At 66.4% G+C, this 16,511-nt stretch carries 16 protein-coding genes; 3 read left to right on the top strand and 13 right to left on the bottom strand.

Going from position 1 to position 16,511, the window contains the following annotated elements:
• From A9179_RS22110 to A9179_RS22090, 5 genes are all read right to left on the bottom strand, one after another.
• Nucleotides 1–1,152: a hypothetical protein gene (locus tag A9179_RS22110; RefSeq protein ID WP_187808334.1), complete on the bottom strand. Its 1,152-nt coding sequence runs from the start codon at nt 1,150–1,152 to the stop codon at nt 1–3.
• A 77-nt stretch (nt 1,153–1,229) separates the two neighbouring features.
• A complete protein-coding gene (locus A9179_RS22105; RefSeq protein WP_187808333.1) occupies nt 1,230–2,678 on the bottom strand; it encodes an NAD(P)(+) transhydrogenase (Re/Si-specific) subunit beta in 1,449 nt (482 codons plus the stop codon).
• A complete protein-coding gene (locus A9179_RS22100) occupies nt 2,678–2,998 on the bottom strand; it encodes an NAD(P) transhydrogenase subunit alpha part 2 (protein WP_183087946.1) in 321 nt (106 codons plus the stop codon). Before A9179_RS22100 ends, A9179_RS22105 begins: the two co-directional genes overlap by 1 nt.
• Before the next feature lie 11 nt (nt 2,999–3,009).
• Complete coding sequence (locus A9179_RS22095) at nt 3,010–4,131, bottom strand: Re/Si-specific NAD(P)(+) transhydrogenase subunit alpha (protein WP_187808332.1); 1,122 nt, start codon at nt 4,129–4,131, stop codon at nt 3,010–3,012.
• A gap of 492 nt (nt 4,132–4,623) precedes the next feature.
• The gene (locus A9179_RS22090) at nt 4,624–5,148 is read right to left on the bottom strand and encodes an Mpo1 family 2-hydroxy fatty acid dioxygenase (RefSeq protein ID WP_187808331.1); all 525 of its coding nucleotides are present in this window, start codon (nt 5,146–5,148) and stop codon (nt 4,624–4,626) included.
• Between the two features lie 93 nt (nt 5,149–5,241).
• Between A9179_RS22090 and A9179_RS22085 the strand changes: the two genes are divergently transcribed.
• Nucleotides 5,242–5,934 (top strand): Crp/Fnr family transcriptional regulator, encoded by a 693-nt coding sequence (locus tag A9179_RS22085; RefSeq protein WP_187808330.1) that lies wholly within the window; start codon nt 5,242–5,244, stop codon nt 5,932–5,934.
• Here A9179_RS22085 and A9179_RS22080 read toward each other — a convergent pair whose 3' ends face one another.
• Nucleotides 5,935–7,149, bottom strand: a complete 1,215-nt coding sequence (locus A9179_RS22080) for an HDOD domain-containing protein (protein WP_187808329.1) — start codon at nt 7,147–7,149, stop codon at nt 5,935–5,937.
• A gap of 153 nt (nt 7,150–7,302) precedes the next feature.
• Nucleotides 7,303–7,887 (bottom strand): TetR/AcrR family transcriptional regulator, encoded by a 585-nt coding sequence (locus A9179_RS22075; protein WP_187808328.1) that lies wholly within the window; start codon nt 7,885–7,887, stop codon nt 7,303–7,305.
• Nucleotides 7,888–7,979: 92 nt separating this feature from the next.
• Between A9179_RS22075 and A9179_RS22070 the strand changes: the two genes are divergently transcribed.
• The gene (locus A9179_RS22070; RefSeq protein WP_187808327.1) at nt 7,980–8,720 is read left to right on the top strand and encodes an SDR family oxidoreductase; all 741 of its coding nucleotides are present in this window, start codon (nt 7,980–7,982) and stop codon (nt 8,718–8,720) included.
• Nucleotides 8,721–8,884: 164 nt separating this feature from the next.
• Nucleotides 8,885–9,481, top strand: a complete 597-nt coding sequence (locus A9179_RS22065; protein WP_187808326.1) for a 2-hydroxychromene-2-carboxylate isomerase — start codon at nt 8,885–8,887, stop codon at nt 9,479–9,481.
• 262 nt (nt 9,482–9,743) lie between these two features.
• Here the strand turns inward: A9179_RS22065 and A9179_RS22060 are convergent, their stop codons facing one another.
• The 6 genes from A9179_RS22060 to exbB all read right to left on the bottom strand — a co-directional run bounded on the left by A9179_RS22060 (nt 9,744) and on the right by exbB (nt 16,430).
• Nucleotides 9,744–11,153, bottom strand: coding sequence for an aminoacyl-tRNA deacylase and HDOD domain-containing protein (locus A9179_RS22060; RefSeq protein WP_187808325.1), 1,410 nt, complete (start codon nt 11,151–11,153; stop codon nt 9,744–9,746).
• Nucleotides 11,154–11,255: 102 nt separating this feature from the next.
• Complete coding sequence (gene recG / locus A9179_RS22055; RefSeq protein ID WP_187808324.1) at nt 11,256–13,331, bottom strand: ATP-dependent DNA helicase RecG; 2,076 nt, start codon at nt 13,329–13,331, stop codon at nt 11,256–11,258.
• Complete coding sequence (locus A9179_RS22050) at nt 13,328–14,257, bottom strand: hydrogen peroxide-inducible genes activator (RefSeq protein ID WP_187808323.1); 930 nt, start codon at nt 14,255–14,257, stop codon at nt 13,328–13,330. The genes recG and A9179_RS22050 overlap by 4 nt, the downstream gene beginning before the upstream one ends.
• 98 nt (nt 14,258–14,355) lie before the next feature.
• Nucleotides 14,356–15,063 carry an energy transducer TonB family protein gene (locus tag A9179_RS22045; protein ID WP_187808322.1) on the bottom strand — a complete coding sequence of 236 codons (708 nt, stop codon included), beginning with the start codon at nt 15,061–15,063 and terminating at the stop codon, nt 14,356–14,358.
• On the bottom strand, nt 15,060–15,485 hold the full coding sequence (exbD, locus tag A9179_RS22040; RefSeq protein WP_187808321.1) for a TonB system transport protein ExbD: 426 nt from the start codon (nt 15,483–15,485) through the stop codon (nt 15,060–15,062). The genes A9179_RS22045 and exbD overlap by 4 nt, the downstream gene beginning before the upstream one ends.
• Before the next feature lie 3 nt (nt 15,486–15,488).
• On the bottom strand, nt 15,489–16,430 hold the full coding sequence (gene exbB, locus A9179_RS22035; RefSeq protein WP_187808320.1) for a tonB-system energizer ExbB: 942 nt from the start codon (nt 16,428–16,430) through the stop codon (nt 15,489–15,491).
• Nucleotides 16,431–16,511: the final 81 nt, after the last annotated feature.

The raw sequence follows: 16,511 nt of genomic DNA, 5'->3' as shown, positions 1-16,511 counted from the left end.
TTATGAGAGCCGCTTGAGCAGGCGCTGGGCCGCGTTCGTTAGGCGATTTCGACTGCTGCGTGGGGGCGGCGTCTGTGGCTCGCCCCCGGGACTGCGTAGCTGGTGAAACAGCTGGGCCGCGGCTTCCGGCGCGAGCTGGTGCGGGGCTTGTGGGCGAGGTTGGCCGATCAGGTCGCAGAGCTCTTCGAGGGTCTCTCCTGCGGTGTGAATTAGGTCGGCTTCACTGTTGACGGCATAGGGGGTGCTTCTCGGCTGCTCTTGCAGCGACTGGCCCAGACGGTCTTCCATCCAGCCAATGTCCTCGGCGAAGTGCTGGTGTATGGCTTGGGTCAGTTCCGGTGACAGTGCGAATCTGTCGCTCCAGGTCGTCAAGAGTCTGCGATTGAGCGCCTCCACTTCTTCTATCTGCAGTGACTCGGCCAATTGCGGGGCATATTTTCGGTAGACGTAGAGGAGGCCTACGAGCTGCCTCGACAGTGATTCGTTTTCCGTTCGGATGCGCGCGCTGGGCAGTGCTATTGCCAGGCGCTGGCAGAAGTCGGAGACCGCGCAGCGGTTATGCAGGATACTCGGTTCGAACTTCCAGAGCGTGACCTGTTCTGCGCCAAATATCTCGTCGAACTTGCCAAAGGTGTCTCTGTAGGATCTGTACAGGCGCAGTGGCTCAAAGGTCGGATTGCGTTTCTTTAGGCGCTGCTGGAAGGCGCTGGCAAGATAGGATGCGGGAGGGCGTACGTAGCTGACGACACGCAGGGTCTCGAAGTGCGTAGCCAGGAAGTCGTGCAAACGCTTGATGGCGTTCGGATGCATGGAGCTGATCTGCTCGCCGGAGATGATCAGGTCGCGTTGCCCAGTGTCTGCGATGGCCTGCCGCAGTTGCCGCTCGTGTGCCTCGATCACCTGCGCTTGTGGTGCGGCGTCGAAGAATCCTCGCTCACCGTCTCGGGTAAACAGGTCATACACCGCATAGCTGTGGTTTGGGCTGTTGCCCAGGCTGGCAAAGCTGAAGCGTTCATCCTGAAATCCGTCCAGCGAGTGCTGAATGGAGGTGCTGCCGGTTTTGTGCATGCCAATATGGATGATGCAGGTAGCCATTGGCGTCTCTCGCTGAAGTTCGCTCGCGATGGTCAGGCTGATGAGGTGCCAAGTCAATCCAGCTTTCCGGTCCGGGAGGCACTTACAAAAAACCCGGCTCAAGGCCGGGTTTTTTGTGACTGGAGCAAGGCGTCTTAGTCGACGGCCTTGACCATATCTTCGATGACTTTCTTGGCGTCGCCGAAGACCATCATGGTTTTGTCCAGGTAGAACAGTTCGTTGTCCAGGCCGGCGTAGCCGCTGGCCATCGAGCGCTTGTTGACGATCACGGTCTTGGCTTTGTAGGCCTCGAGGATCGGCATGCCGGCGATCGGCGACTTCGGATCGTTCTTCGCGGCCGGGTTGACCACGTCGTTGGCGCCTAGCACCAGTACCACGTCGGCCTGGCCGAACTCGGAGTTGATGTCTTCCATCTCGAACACCTGCTCGTAAGGCACTTCGGCCTCGGCCAGCAGGACGTTCATGTGGCCAGGCATACGACCGGCAACCGGGTGGATCGCGTACTTCACGGTGACGCCGCGATGGGTCAGCTTCTCGGCCAGCTCCATCAGCGCGTGCTGGGCACGGGCCACTGCCAGGCCGTAGCCCGGAACGATGATCACGGTGTCGGCGTTGGTCAGCAGGAAGGCGGCGTCGTCGGACGAGCCGGACTTCACCGGGCGGGCCTCTTTGGCGCCAGCCGGGCCGGCTTCTTCAGCCGCACCACCGAAGCCACCGAGGATCACGTTGAAGAACGAGCGGTTCATCGCCTTGCACATGATGTACGAGAGGATGGCGCCGGACGAGCCCACCAGGGAGCCTGCGATGATCAGCATCGAGTTGTTCAGCGAGAAGCCGATACCGGCCGCCGCCCAGCCCGAGTAGCTGTTGAGCATCGACACCACGACCGGCATGTCGGCACCGCCGATCGGGATGATGATCAGCACGCCGATGACGAAGGCCAGGGCCAGCATGATGGCGAAGGCTTGCAGGTTGCCGGTGAAGACGAACACCAGGCCCAGGCCGACGATGGTCAGGCCGACCAGCAGGTTGAACAGGTGCTGGCCCTTGAACTGCACAGGTGCGCCCTGGAACAGGCGGAACTTGTACTTGCCCGACAGCTTGCCGAAGGCGATCACCGAACCGGAGAAGGTGATGGCACCGATGGCTGCGCCGAGGAACAGTTCCAGGCGGTTACCGGCAGGGATGGCGTCACCCAGGTTGGCGACGATACCCAGCGATTGCGGCTCAACGACCGCCGCGATGGCGATAAAGACCGCGGCCAGACCGATCATGCTGTGCATGAAGGCCACTAGCTCCGGCATCTTGGTCATTTCCACGCGCTTGGCCATGATCGAGCCAGCGGTACCGCCCAGCAGCAGGCCGACCAGGACGAAGCCCAGGCCCTTGGCAGCGCCGCCTTCGGCCATTTCCGCGCCCAGCTTGAACACCAGGAACACGGTGGTGACCACGGCGATGGCCATGCCGATCATGCCGAAGGCGTTGCCCTGGCGCGACGAGGTCGGGTGCGACAGACCCTTGAGTGCCTGGATGAAGCAGATCGAGGCAACCAGGTAGAGAACAGTGATCAGGTTCATGCTCATCAGTGTTTCTCCGCCTGCGCTTTAGGCGCCTTTTTCTTGAACATTTCCAGCATGCGCCGGGTGACCAGGAAGCCACCGAACACGTTGACCGCGGCCAGGGCCACGGCCGCGGTGCCCATGAACTTGCCCAGCGGGGTCACGGTCAGGGCGGCGGCCAGCATGGCGCCGACGATGACGATCGCGGAAATCGCGTTGGTCACCGCCATCAGCGGGGTGTGCAGGGCCGGAGTCACGTTCCACACCACGTGGTAGCCAACGTAGATGGCCAGCACGAAGATGATCAGGTTGTAGATGCCGTGGGAGATCAGCATGTCTTCCATTGTCTGGCTCCTTATCCGTTCTTGCGCACGACTTCACCGTCGCGGCACATCAGGCACGCGGCGACGATGTCGTCTTCGAGGTTGAGGTGGAACTTGCCTTCGGCGTCGATCACCAGCTTGAGGAAGTCCAGCAGGTTGCGCGCATACAGGGCCGAAGCGTCTGCCGGCACCAGGGCCGCCAGGTTGCTGTGGCCGACGATGGTCACGCCATGCTTGACTACCACCTGGTCGGCTTCGGTCAGCGGGCAGTTGCCGCCTTGCGCTGCAGCCAGGTCGATGACCACGGAGCCCGGCTTCATCTCGGCAACGGTGGCCTCGTGCAGCAGGGTCGGCGCCTTGCGGCCCGGGATCAGTGCGGTGGTGATGACGATATCGGCCTGCTTGGCCTTCTCGTGCACGGCCTTGGCCTGACGCTCCATCCACGAGGCCGGCATCGGACGGGCATAGCCGCCAACGCCCTGGGCGCACTCGCGCTCTTCATCGGTCTCGAACGGTACGTCGACGAACTTGGCGCCGAGCGACTCGATCTGTTCCTTCACCGCCGGACGCACGTCCGAGGCCTCGATCACCGCACCCAGGCGCTTGGCCGTGGCGATGGCCTGCAGGCCGGCAACGCCAGCACCGAGGATCAGCACGCGTGCGGCCTTCACGGTACCGGCAGCGGTCATCAGCATGGGCATGAAGCGCGGATAGTGGTTGGCGGCGAGCATCACGGCCTTGTAGCCGGCGATGTTGGCTTGCGACGACAGCACGTCCAGGCTCTGCGCGCGGGAGGTGCGCGGGGCGGCCTCCAGGGCGAAGGCAGTGATGCCGCGAGCGTTCATGCGCGCGATGGTCTCGTTGCTGAACGGGTTGAGCATGCCAACCAGCACGGCGCCGGATTTCATGTGGGCCAGTTCGGCGTCGGTCGGGGCGACCACTTTCAGCACCAGGTCGGCGCCGAAGGCGGCGGCCTCGTTGCCAATCGCTGCACCGACGGCGACATAGGCGCTGTCCGGGATGCTGGCGCTGACGCCGGCACCGGCCTGGACGGTCACCTGATGGCCTTGGCCGATCAGCTTCTTGATGGTTTCGGGAGTAGCGGCAACCCGCGTCTCGCCGGCATGGGTCTCGAGAGGAACACCGATGTGCACTTCAATTCTCCTGCGTGATCTTTTTAATGAACCAGCGCACTACGGATGGCGCACTGGCGAGGGCGGATCAGCACAATCCCGCACGAAAAGTGGCGGGGCGCGGCATTTTGCAGGCGAACGACGAGCCCATCAAGAAGTTCTGGAGTCAGACTGATTAATAACTACAAGTCACAACAAGACCGATGATTTTTGTTTTTCGCCGCAAAGCGCCGGATTTGCTGGGCCAGACCCGTGAAAAAGGCGCTCGGGGCCGCGCCAGTCATAGCTTTGCTGAATGACCATTCGTCGATTGCGCTGAGGTTTGGCGGGCGCCCATGGCGCGTGAACGGGAGGTTTTTGCTCAGCCGCAGGGCAATGGGCGGCTATAAACGGGAGTTATGTAGTAGTGCGGGAAACGTACTACTGAAGGGGCGCAGCGCTCTGCGCCGCGGGATTGCCGAGGGGCAAGGGGGATTTCGGCTGCGTGTACGCAGCCGAAATCTGCCTGAACGGTCAGGCCAGGGCCTTTTTCTCGCGGATACAGGTGGGGCCGGCGCGTTTTTCCACGGCTTCGCGCACTTCGTCGCGCAGGCCAAGGAGGAAGGCCAGTTCGGCGACCACGAACAGCGGGCCGATCACCAGGCCCATCAGGTCGTCGACGAAGGCCGGCTTGCGCCCCTCGTAGTAGTGGCCGATGAACTGGATGATCCAGCCGACCACGAACAGGCCCAGCCCGCTGCTCAACCAGACCAGGGTGCTCTCGACCGCCAGCAGTGCGCCAGCCCACAGGCTCAGGGCCAGCAGCGCGGCCATCAGCAGGCCGAAGCGCAGATCCAGGCGCAGGTAGTAGATCCCGGCAGCCAGCGCGGTGAGCAAGGCCGGCGACAGCCACAGGCCGGCGACTTCCAGGCCCGGGCGCGACAGCAGCACGGCGACGGCCACCACGATCAGCGGGATACCGATGAAGTGGCTGAAGATATTGCGCCGGTCGCGGTGGTACTCCGCATACTGGCTGAGTTGATCGACGAGGGTTTTCACGGGCCTACTCCTCATGGCTCTGGTGATGTGGTCGATAATGGCTGCAGTTATCCGCCAGGCTCTGTCAGCTAGGCGACAAACCCCGGAGATCCGATGACCGACCCCGAGACCCCGCGTGCGCTGCTGCTGACCGGCCACTGGTTCAGCAACCTGCCGCCGGCACTGCAGGACGCCCTGCTGGAAAGCGCTTGCCAGCGCCAGCTGGAACCCGGCCAGCGCCTGTTCTGCCGCGGCGATCCGCCCTGCGGCCTGTATGCGGTGCTGGAGGGGGCGATTCGCGTGGGCGCGGTGAGCCGTGACGGCAAGGAGGCGCTGCTGACCCTGGTCGAGGCGCCGTACTGGTTTGGCGAGATTTCCCTGTTCGACGGCCAGCCGCGCACCCATGACGCCTATGCCGAGGGCGCCACCCGGCTGCTGCAGATTCCCCAGACCAGCCTGCTGGCCCTGCTCGAGCGCGAGCCGCGCTACTGGCGCGAGTTTGCCTTGCTGATGAGCCAGAAGCTGCGCCTGGCGTTTATCGCCCTGGAGGACATGAGCCTGCTGCCGGCCGCGCCGCGCCTGGCCCGGCGCCTGCTGCTGATGGCCGAAGGCTACGGCGAGACCGGCGAGCGGCGCAGCCTGCACCTGGCCCAGGAGCAGCTGGCGCTGATGCTGGCGCTGTCGCGGCAGACCACCAACCAGATCCTCAAGGAGTTGCAGGCGCGTGGCGCCCTGCGCCTGACCTATGGCGAGATCGAGATCCTAGACCTGCAGCTGTTGCGCCAGGCCGCCGGCATGCTCGACTGATCAGGCCGGCTGCAGCAGGCGCGCTGGCAGGTGTTCAAGGAGGTTCGGCGGCAGGCGCAGCAGGCGCGCGCTGCGGCAGTCCTGCAGGCTCTGCGGGGCTTGATTGGCTGGCAGGGCGAGCAGCTCGGCGCACAGGTTGAGCACCAGCGCCTCGCGGGAGAACACCCCGCTGCCCAAGGCGTAGTAGGCGGCGATCAGTTCGCGCAGGCCGAACGGCAGGCGCCAGCGGATGCGCAGGGCCGAGCCGAAACCGGCGGCGCGGCGGCGCAGGGTGCTGTCGATCTGTTCGTTGCTCAGCTCACCACCGGCGTTCTGCCAGTCCTGCAGGCTGCGTAGCAGGGCCAGCTCGCCGATGTTATGCAACAGGCCGGCGGTGTAGCACAGCTCGTTGTCCAGGCGCAGCTGGGCGGCCAGCCAGTGAGCCAGCTCGGCGCTGCGCTGGGCCTGCTCGCCGGTGTGGCTGGCCAGCTCGGCCAAGCGCGGATCCTGCAGCAGAGCATTGCGCTGGATGGCCAGGCCCAGCACCAGGTTCAGGCTGCGCGCCACGCCCAGACGCTGCAGGGCCTGGGACAGGGTCTGGCAGGCGCCGCTGCGCTGTTCGCCGGCGCTGTTGGCCACGGCGATCAGGCGCGCGGTGATCTGCGGGTCGCGGGCGAACTCGCTGGCCAGCTCGCCCAGGTCGGTTTCGCTGGCCTGCAGACTACGGCTCACGGCGCTGCGCACATCGGCCAGCAGCGGTGCGCCCTGGCCTTCCTCGCGCACGCTGTCGAGATAATGCTCGAGGCTGTCGACCAGCAGGGGCGGCGGGCACGCCGGCGCTGCCGTGGCGTTGCCCAGCAGGGTCTGCAGGCGTTGGCGCAGGTGTTCGGCATTGAACGGCTTGGCCAGGTAGGCGGTGGGGGCCAGCGGCAATGCCGCACGCACACTGCTGGCGTCGACGCGGTTGCTGATCAGGATATAGGGCAGAGCCGGGGTGCGCGGATGGCGGCGCAGCTGGCGCAGCAGCTCGATGCCGTCGAGCCCGCCCAGTTCGCCGTCGGCGATCACCAGATCCGGCAGCTGGCGGCGGCAGCGCGCCAGGGCGGCGCTGCCGTCGTCGACCTTGAGCACCTGTGCGTCGCTGCGGGCATCGAGCACCAACTGGGCCAGCAGATCGGCAATCCAGGGGTTGGCCTCGGCTATGAGGACTTGGGGTGCGGCAGCCGGGGCGGACATGGAAACCTCTGGGTGATGGCGAAATAGTGGCGCTGGGTAAATGGCGGCGCACAGTCTACGGATTGCCGGACGTCTGGCCAGGCCGGCCCGACGAAGGGCCTGGCACTTCGTCAGGTTAGCCCGCGGGCGCTAGGGTTGGCGATAGGGAAGGCTCTATTTCGCTACTTTCGGCGTTTCATCGCAGCGTGCGAGAGACTCCGCCAGCAGCGCCTTGCTGGCGCCCAGTACTTCTTCCTGGCGCTGCGGCGTGGCCAGCATGCGCGCCACCACTAGGGCGCCCACGCACTGGGCGAGGATCGCCCAGGCCAGGTCGGCGCTGCCCAGTACGCCGCTCCAGGCCTGCTGCAGGCGCACCAGCCAGTGTTCGGCCTGCTCGCGCACGGCGAGGTCGGCGCGGGCGATCTCGGCGCCCAGGCTGGGAATCGCGCAGCCGCTGTCCGGCTGCTGCACATGGGCCATGCTCAGGTAGATGTCCAGGCAGTGCTGCAGCTTGGCGCGGCTGTTCTCCGCGTTGTCGCCGAGCAGTTGCAGGCTGTGGCTCAGCTCGCGCTCGACGATGGCGGCGAACAGCGCATCCTTGGACGGGAAGTGGCTGTAGAAGGCGCCGCCGCTGAGGCCGATGGCCTTCATCAGGCCGTCCACTCCGGTGCTGGCGAAACCGCCATGCTTGGCGATGGCGCCGCTGCTCTGCAGCAGGCGTTCGCGGGTTTCGGCCTTGTGGTTGCTCGAGTAGCGCATAGGGTCTCCGCAATGGCAGCGCTTGACGATGAGCAGAGCGTAGCATAACGTTCGTTTAGCTAACGACCGTTTAGTAAAGAGAGGCAAGCAGCATGAGCACGCAAAGCAACGACAAGAAAGTGGTGCTGGTGATCGGCGCCGGCGATGCCACCGGTGGCGCCATCGCCAAGCGTTTCGCCCGCGAGGGTTACATCGCCTGTGTGACCCGGCGCAGCGCCGACAAGCTGCAGCCGCTGGTCGACGAGATCCGCGCCGCGGGTGGCGAGGCCTACGGTTTCGCCTCCGACGCGCGCAAGGAAGAGGAGGTGGCGGCCCTGGTCGAGCAGATCGAGAGCAGCATCGGGCCGATCGAGGCGTTCGTCTTCAATATCGGCGCCAACGTGCCGTGCAGCATCCTCGAGGAGACCGCGCGCAAGTACTTCAAGATCTGGGAGATGGCCTGCTTCGCCGGCTTCCTCACCGCTCAGGCGGTGGCGCGGCGCATGGTCACCCGCGGACGCGGCACCATCCTGTTCACCGGCGCCACCGCCGGCCTGCGCGGCGCCTCGCACTTCGCCGCCTTCGCCGGCGCCAAGCACGGCATCCGCGCCCTGGCGCAGAGCATGGCGCGCGAGCTGGGGCCGCGGAACATCCATGTCGGCCACGTGGTGGTGGATGGCGCCATCGACACCGCCTTTATCCGCGATACCTTCCCGGACATGTATGCGCGCAAGGAGCAGGACGGCATCCTCAACCCCGAGCATATCGCCGACAGTTACTGGTTCCTGCATGCCCAGCCGCGTGATGCCTGGACATTTGAGCTGGATCTGCGCCCCTGGATGGAAAAGTGGTAACGACTGGCTGCGCGGGGGTGATGCGGCGTTGGCCGGCTGGTGAAAAATGCTCATTGGCTACAGCCAACTGCGCTTTTTCCCCAGCCGGCCGCCTTGCCTGACCCGCCGCTCGCTCAGTCGTGCAGCGTCTGAGTGTCCCAAACAACAAAAAGCGAGAAACCCTTATGAGCAAATCCGTCGAGTTCTACTTCGACTTCGGCAGCCCGGCCACCTACCTGGCCTGGACTCAGCTACCGGCGCTGTGCGCCGAGCAGGGGGCCGCGCTGATCTACAAGCCGATGCTGCTCGGTGGCGTGTTCCAGGCCACCGGCAATGCCTCGCCTATCACCATCCCCAGCAAGGGCCGCTTCATGATCCAGGATCTGCAGCGCTTCGCCCGTCGCTACGGGGTGCCGATGCAGTTCAACCCGCACTTCCCGATCAACACCCTGGGCCTGATGCGTGGCGCGGTGGCCGTGCAGCTGCGCATGCCGGAGCGTTTCGAGGCCTTCATCACCACCATTTTCCGTGCCCTCTGGGTGGACGGGCAGAACCTGGGGGATCTGGCGGTGCTGGGCAAGGTGCTGGCCGAGGCTGGCTTCGAGCCGCAGGCGTTGCTGGCGCTGACGGCTGAGCAGGAAGTGAAGGACGTACTCAAGGCCACTACCGAGGAAGCGGTACGCCGCGGAGTGTTCGGCGCGCCGAGCATGTTCGTCGGCAACGAGCTGTTCTTCGGTCAGGATCGTCTGGACTTCGTCCGCGAAGCGCTGCAGGCCCAGTAGGCCGGCAAGCCCGCCCGAGTTGCTCGGGCGGTTTTTCTCAGAAGCTGTTTCGGGTCTTTTGAGCTAGAGCCAGGCAAGGCGAAATCGGGCGAGGACGCGGAGTTTACGAGGTGTAAATGAGCAGTACTCGTTTCACTCGCCCTTCGGGTCACGCTAAAGCGCGTTAGCCGCAAGCGGCTTTCCGAGCTCGATTGACCAGCCTGCGGCTGTTACTGCGTTGTAACGCTGCATGGCCGACGATCAAGAGATCCGAGACAGGTTCTCAGTGCGGGTGGTTGAACTGCGAGGCCAGTTCGCGCAGCGCCACTTCCGCCTGCAACACCTTGTTCAGCGCATCGTCGGCCTTGTCGCGGCTGATGCCCAGGCGTTCGAACAGGCTGTCCGGAATCTCGCCCTGCGGGCCGCTGCCGATGCCGCGGTTGCGCAGCAGGCTGACCGCCAGGCACACCAGGTTCGAGTAGGCGCTGTGCGGGCCGTCGTAGTCCGGGTCGTGCTGGAAGCGCAGGGCGCTGGCCAGCTCTTCCGGCATGTCCCAGAAACGCATCAGCCAGGCGCCGATCTGCTCGCGGCTGATGCCCAGCAGGTGCTGTTCGATATAGCTCGGCGGCAGGTGCGGGTTGACCTCCAGATGCCGGCAGATCAGCGAGAAGTGCGGCGGGAACACATGCGCCAGCACCAGATAGCCAAAGTTGTGCAGCAGCCCGGCGAGGTAGGTCAGGCCGGCTTCCGGGCGCTGCGCACGCGGCATGGCGCGGGTCAGGCCCTCGATCACGGCGGCGCTGTAGATCGCCTGCTGCCAGTAGGGGGTGGTCTGTTGCGGGTGATCCTTGGGCAGGCTCAGGGTCTTGCCCAGGGCCAGGCCGAGGGCCAGGTTGATCACCAGGTCGAAGCCCAGCACGCGGACGATGGCGTCTTCCACCGAGCGGATTTTGCCGGGGGCGGCGTAGTAGGGCGAGGCGGCCCAGCTGACCACCTGGGCGGCCAGCGCCGGGTCGGTCTCGACCACACCGGTGATGTCATCGACGGTGGCGTCCGGGTCGACACGCAGCTTGATGATCTTCTGCGCGGTTTCCGGCAGCGGCGGAATCTCGATGGTCTCTTCCAGGCGCTGCTGGATCCGGCGGGCGGTGAAGGCCTGCACCGCCTGGGTGATTTCCGCACGGTCGTCGTCGGGGCGATCGAGGTTGGGCTTGATCGCCAGCACCGGCTCGCCGAAGCGCGCGGCACTGGCCTTGCTCAGCAGGATGGTCTTGAACGCGTCGCTGGCGATTTCCAGCAGCACGCCGGGTTGCCCGGACTCCACCAGCAGGCTGGGTTCCTGCAGCATGCGTTCGTCATACAGGCAGGGCGAGCTGGTCAGCGGCGGCAGGCCTGGCAGCACGCTGAGGTTGTGCTTGCCGAGCATGCGCTCCATGCGCTCCGGCTTGACCGCGGCGAGCTTGCGCCCGGTCAGCTCGGCCAGACGGTTGAGATCCAGCAGCAGGCTCTGCGGAAACAGCACCAGCAGGGCACCGACGGCATCGTCGAGCAGGGCGACCTGGACGCGGCGGGCGGCGGGCAGGGCCGGATGGTCGTGGCGGATATGGCAGGCCACGCCGAGCTTTTCCAGCAGTTGCAGGATCACCGCCGGCGGACGCGGCGCAGAATCGGGGGCGAGGGCGACTTCAGTCATGGACGGCATCCGGCTAGGAAACGACTGCGAGGAGTATAACCAGCGCTCCGCCCAGTCGGCGCGACCGCCGGACAGGTGACCAGCGGAGCGCTGTGTGCTGGCTCACACTTGGCCATATTGCTGGCCATGGCGCAACCAGCGTTCGAGCAGCGGGCTGACGTGCTGCGGCCAGTGTTCCAGCAGGGCCTGGGCGGCGTCGCGCACGGCCGGCAGCAGGTCGGCGTCGCGCATCAGGTCGGCGACCTTGAACTGCAGCAGACCGGTCTGGCGGGTGCCGAGCATTTCGCCGGGGCCGCGCAGTTCCAGATCCTTTTCCGCGATGACAAAGCCGTCGCAGGTCTCGCGCATGATCGCCAGGCGCTCGCGGCCCAGCTGCGACAGCGGCGCGTGGTAGAGCAGCACGCAGTGGCTGGCGGCGCTGCCGCGGCCGACCCGACCGCGCAGCTGGTGCAGCTGGGCCAGGCCCAGGCGCTCGGGGTTCTCGATGATCATCAGGCTGGCGTTGGGTACGTCGACACCGACCTCGATCACGGTGGTGGCGACCAGCAGCTGCAGCTCGCCGCGCTTGAACTCGTCCATCACCGCGGCCTTCTCGGCCGGCTTCATGCGCCCGTGAATCAGGCCCACACGCAGCTCGCCCAGCGCTGCGGAAAGCTCCTCGAAGCTGGTCTCGGCAGCCTGGCAAGTGAGCTCCTCGGATTCCTCGATCAGGGTGCACACCCAGTAGGCCTGGCGCCCTTCGCGGCAGGCGGCGCGCACCCGCTCGACCACTTCGAGGCGGCGGCTGTCGGCGATCACCAGGGTGTTCACCGGGGTGCGCCCGGGCGGCAGTTCGTCGAGGATCGAGGTGTCGAGGTCGGCGTAGGCGCTCATCGCCAGGGTGCGCGGGATGGGCGTGGCGGTCATGATCAACTGGTGCGGGCAGAGGCGGCCGTTGATGCCTTTCTGCCGTAGGGCCAGGCGCTGCTGCACGCCGAAGCGGTGCTGCTCGTCGATGATCGCCAGGGCCAGGCGCTGGAATTGCACTTCGTCCTGGAACAGCGCATGGGTGCCGACCACCATCGGGCAGCCGCCGGCGATCTGCTCCAGGGCAGCGGCGCGCGCCTTGCCCTTGAGCTTGCCGGCCAGCCAGGCAACTTCGATGCCGAGCGGCGCCAGCCAGCGAGTGAAGTTGAGGAAGTGCTGCTCGGCGAGGATCTCGGTGGGCGCCATCAGCGCCACCTGGTAGCCGGCTTCCAGTGCCTGCAGGGCGGCCAGGGCGGCGACCACGGTCTTGCCGGCGCCGACGTCACCCTGCACCAGACGCAGCATCGGCTCGTCCTGGCTGAGGTCGTAGGCGATCTCGGCGCCGACCCGCTGCTGCGCGCCGGTGGGCTGGAAGCCGAGGTTGTGCAGGAACAGCTGCGGCAGGCGCTTGGCCAGCGGCAGGCGCGGTGCCTGCTGGGCACGAACCTGCTCGCGCAGGCGCTGCAGCGACAGCTGGTGGGTCAGCAGTTCCTCGAAGGCCAGGCGATGCTGGGCCCAGTGGCGGCCTTCGGCCAGTTCTTCCAGGTCGGCATCCGGCGGTGGCCGGTGCAGGTAGCGGATCGCTTCGTCCAGCGCGCCGAGGCGGTAATCGCGGGCCAGTTCTTCCGGCAGCCAGTCCGGCAGGCTGTGCGGGCCGAGGCGGGCCAGGGCCAGCTGGCTGAGGCTGCGCAGGCGCTGCTGGGTGAGGCCTTCGGTGGTCGGGTAGATCGGCGTCAGGGTCTGCTCCACCGGCGCCACTTCGTCGGCGCCGAGGGTGCGGTATTCCGGGTGGTAGATCTCCAGGCCGGAGGCGCCGGGGCGCGCCTCACCGTAGCAGCGCACCTGGGTGCCGCGCTTGAGACCGTCACGCTGGGCCTGGCTGAAGTGGTAGAAGCGCAGGCTGAGGGTGCCGCTGCCGTCCTGCAGGCGTACCAGCAGGCTGCGGCGCTTGCCCATGACGATATCGGCACCGGCCACCACCCCTTCGATCACCGCGTCCTGGCCGGGGCGCAGGGCGCCGATCGGTACCACGCGGGTGCGATCCTGGTAACGCAGGGGCAGGTGGAACAGCACGTCCTGCAGGGTTTCCAGGCCGACCTTGGCGAGCTTTTCCGCCAGTGCCGCGCCGACTCCCTTGAGCGCGGTCACTGGCACCTGGGCCAGTTCGGTCATGCCGGCAGGGCTTCATCCTGCGGGCGGGCAGCCACCGAGCACAGGCGGATCGAGTCGGCCAGCACCTCGATGGCTTTCGGCCGCGGGAAGCTGGCGCGCCAGGCGATGGCCACCGTGCGGTAGGGCGCCGGCGGGGTCAGCGGGCGGATGGCAATGACACCGGGGGCGTAGTGGTGGCTGTCCACCGCGGTGAACGGCAGGATCGACACGCCGAGACCGGAGGCGACCATGTGGCGGATGGTCTCCAGCGAGCTGGATTCCACCGTGGTGTGCTTGTTTTCCTCGCTCTTGCGCGTGGCCGGGCAGGCTTCCAGCACCTGGTCGCGGAAGCAGTGACCCTCGCCGAGCAGGAGCAGGCTCTTGTCGTTGAGCAGGGCCGGGTCGATGTGTTCCTTGGCCGTCCAGGGGTGGTTGGCCGGCATCAGCACGTAGAACGGCTCGTCGTACAGCGGCTTGGTCAGCACGTCGGCTTCCTGGAACGGCAGGGCAATGATGATCGCGTCCAGCTCGCCGGTGCGCAGCTTGTCGCGCAGCACGTGGGTGAAGTTTTCCTCGATGTACAGCGGCATCTGCGGGGCGACCCGGTGCAGCTGCGGAATCAGGTGGGGGAACAGGTAGGGGCCGACGGTGTAGATGGCGCCGATCTTCAGCGGCGCGGTGAGCTGGTTCTTGCCGGCCTGGGCCAGCTCGCGGATGCCCTGGGCCTGCTCCAGCACCTTCTGCGCCTGGGTGACGATGCCCTCGCCGACCGGGGTCAGGCGTACCGCACTCTTGCTGCGCTCGAAGATCAGCACACCGAGCTCATCCTCGAGCTTCTTGACCCCCACCGACAGGGTCGGCTGGCTGACATGGCAGCGCTCGGCGGCCCGGCCGAAATGCTGCTCCTGGGCGAGGGTGACGATGTAGCGCAGTTCGGTGAGGGTCATAGGCAAATTCCATTGAAGTGCGCCCAAGCATAGCGGTTGCATTCAATGGAACCAACCGAGGCTGCCGGAAAACTGCAGCCCCGGTTGGCGCGCGCCACTCAGCGGGTGATGGTGAAGTTGATCGGGTAGTTGATGGGCATGGTGCCGCTGCTCAGCACCTTGCTCGGCGGTGCCGGAACCGGGCTGGCCTTGCGTAGCTGGCGCTGGATGTCACGGTTGAACGAGTCGCGCGCGCCGGACTGCTTGATCTCGCTGGCGACGATGCGCCCGCGGGTGTCGATGGTGAAGTTGAGCAGTACGGCCTGGGTGCTGCCAACCTTGGCGAAGCGCCGCTCACGCTCTGGGTAGTGCAGGTGGCGGCTGAGGTACTGGTGCACCTTGTTCAGCCACAGCGCGCGCTCGCGGTCGATCTCGCCGGTGTCGCGCTGTTGCTGCGGCGGGGCCTGTACCGGGGCGGCGGATTTCTCCTGCTGGGCAACGGCGGGCGCCGGCGGCTGCGGCTTGACCTCGGGCTTGGGCGGCTGCGGCTTGGGTTTCGGCTTGGGCTTGGGCTGCTGCAGGACGATCTTCGGCTTGGCCACCTCGATCAGCTTGGGCTGCGGCTGTGGCTCCGGCGGTTGTACCTGCGGCGGCGTCGGTGGCGGCGGGGCCAGCGGTTCCAGCTCGATCAGCATGGCCGCCGGGGTCAGCTCCACCGGGGTGGCCACCGGGTGCCAGAACAGCGCCCAGAACAGCACGGCGGCGTGCAGGCCGACGACCACCAGCAGGCTGACGCCCCAGGATGGCAGGCGGGCGGAAGCGGTCATGGGGTACCGACCGTTTCCAGGCCGACCAGGCCGATCTTCAGGTAGCCGGCGCCGCGCAGGTTGTCCATCACGCCCATCAGGTCGGCGTAGTCGACGCTCTTGTCGCCACGGACGAAGATGGTCTTTTCCTTGTCGGCGGCGGTCAGCTTGTCCAGCGCCTCGCCGAGCTGGGCGGCATCGACCGGCTGGTCGTTGAGGAACAGGCTGGTGTCTTCCTTGATGCTCAGGTAGATCGGCTTGTCCGGGCGCGGCGCCGGCTTGGCGCTGGAGGCCGGCAGGTCGATCTTGACGTCCACCGTGGCCAGCGGCGCGGCGACCATGAAGATGATCAGCAGCACCAGCATCACGTCGATGAACGGGGTGACGTTGATCTCGTGGTTTTCCTGGAGATCGTCACCGCCTTCGTTGAGGTGCAGACCCATGCCTCAGACCGCCTTGACCATGTGCGGCTGGGCGCTGCGCTCGCCAGTGCTGGCGGGCGGCAGGTCGAGGTCGCGGCTGACCAGCAGCAGCACCTGGGCCGAGGCATCGGCGACCTGGGCCTTGTAGCCGGCGATGGAGCGGGCGAAGACGTTGTAGATGACCACGGCCGGGATTGCCGCGACCAGGCCCAGGGCAGTGGCCAGCAGGGCTTCGGCGATGCCCGGGGCGACCACGGCGAGGTTGGTGGTCTGCGATTTGGCGATGCCGATGAAGCTGTTCATGATGCCCCACACGGTGCCGAACAGGCCGACGAAGGGCGCGGTGGAGCCGATGGTGGCGAGCACGCCGGTGCCCTGGCTCATGTTGCGGCCGCAGGCGGCGACCAGGCGCTCGAGGCGGAAGCTGACGCGTTCCTTGATGCCGTCTTTTTCCTTGCTGGCGGCGGACAGCTTGAGCTCTTCGCGGGCGTCGTCGATCAGCAGGGCGCTGAAGCTGTGCTTGGCGCGGGCCTGCTCGGCGGCCTGGTTGAGGTTGCGCGCCGCTTTCAGGTCGAGCAGCTCGCGGCTCAGGCGACGGCGGGCGCCGATCAGCTCGAAGCTCTTGGCGATCCAGATCGTCCAGGTCAGTACCGAAGCCAGCAGCAGGCCGATCATCACGCCTTTGACCACGATGTCGGCGTGCTGGTACATGCCCCAGGGCGACAGGTCGCTGACCACTTCCTCGGCTTCGTCCGGCTGCGCTGCGGCGCCTTCGGCCAGGGCGGCGTCCGCCGCGGCGCCTGGGTCGATAGCCGAGGGGGCGACAGGGGCTGCGCCGTTATCGCTGGCGGCGGCCTGGCTGGCCGGCGCCGGAGCGGTGGCTTCGTCGGCATGGACGCTGGAAGTCAGCAGCAGGCTGCTGAGCAGGGCTGCGGCGCACTGGGCGCGGAAGGCGATGGAGTTCATGCGGGCCTGACCTGAAAAGAACAAGGAATAACGACGGCGGCGAGAGCCGGCTGATGGAATGCCGTGGATTATCGCAAGTAT

The organism is Pseudomonas alcaligenes (assembly GCF_014490745.1).
Classification (GTDB): domain Bacteria; phylum Pseudomonadota; class Gammaproteobacteria; order Pseudomonadales; family Pseudomonadaceae; genus Aquipseudomonas; species Aquipseudomonas alcaligenes_C.
Note: the sequence above shows the minus strand (reverse complement) of the source record. Positions and strands in the feature narration are given on the sequence as shown.

What these genes read in the sequence shown, in the direction of transcription:
- A9179_RS22050 (WP_187808323.1), bottom strand. Translation starts at nt 14,257, where the DNA reads ATGACCCTCACCGAACTGCGCTACATCGTCACCCTCGCCCAGGAGCAG.
- A9179_RS22070 (WP_187808327.1), top strand. Translation starts at nt 7,980, where the DNA reads ATGAGCACGCAAAGCAACGACAAGAAAGTGGTGCTGGTGATCGGCGCC.
- A9179_RS22045 (WP_187808322.1), bottom strand. Translation starts at nt 15,063, where the DNA reads ATGACCGCTTCCGCCCGCCTGCCATCCTGGGGCGTCAGCCTGCTGGTG.
- A9179_RS22080 (WP_187808329.1), bottom strand. Translation starts at nt 7,149, where the DNA reads ATGTCCGCCCCGGCTGCCGCACCCCAAGTCCTCATAGCCGAGGCCAAC.
- A9179_RS22085 (WP_187808330.1), top strand. Translation starts at nt 5,242, where the DNA reads ATGACCGACCCCGAGACCCCGCGTGCGCTGCTGCTGACCGGCCACTGG.
- A9179_RS22065 (WP_187808326.1), top strand. Translation starts at nt 8,885, where the DNA reads ATGAGCAAATCCGTCGAGTTCTACTTCGACTTCGGCAGCCCGGCCACC.
- recG (WP_187808324.1), bottom strand. Translation starts at nt 13,331, where the DNA reads ATGACCGAACTGGCCCAGGTGCCAGTGACCGCGCTCAAGGGAGTCGGC.
- A9179_RS22060 (WP_187808325.1), bottom strand. Translation starts at nt 11,153, where the DNA reads ATGACTGAAGTCGCCCTCGCCCCCGATTCTGCGCCGCGTCCGCCGGCG.
- exbB (WP_187808320.1), bottom strand. Translation starts at nt 16,430, where the DNA reads ATGAACTCCATCGCCTTCCGCGCCCAGTGCGCCGCAGCCCTGCTCAGC.
- A9179_RS22105 (WP_187808333.1), bottom strand. Translation starts at nt 2,678, where the DNA reads ATGAGCATGAACCTGATCACTGTTCTCTACCTGGTTGCCTCGATCTGC.
- A9179_RS22100 (WP_183087946.1), bottom strand. Translation starts at nt 2,998, where the DNA reads ATGGAAGACATGCTGATCTCCCACGGCATCTACAACCTGATCATCTTC.
- A9179_RS22075 (WP_187808328.1), bottom strand. Translation starts at nt 7,887, where the DNA reads ATGCGCTACTCGAGCAACCACAAGGCCGAAACCCGCGAACGCCTGCTG.
- exbD (WP_187808321.1), bottom strand. Translation starts at nt 15,485, where the DNA reads ATGGGTCTGCACCTCAACGAAGGCGGTGACGATCTCCAGGAAAACCAC.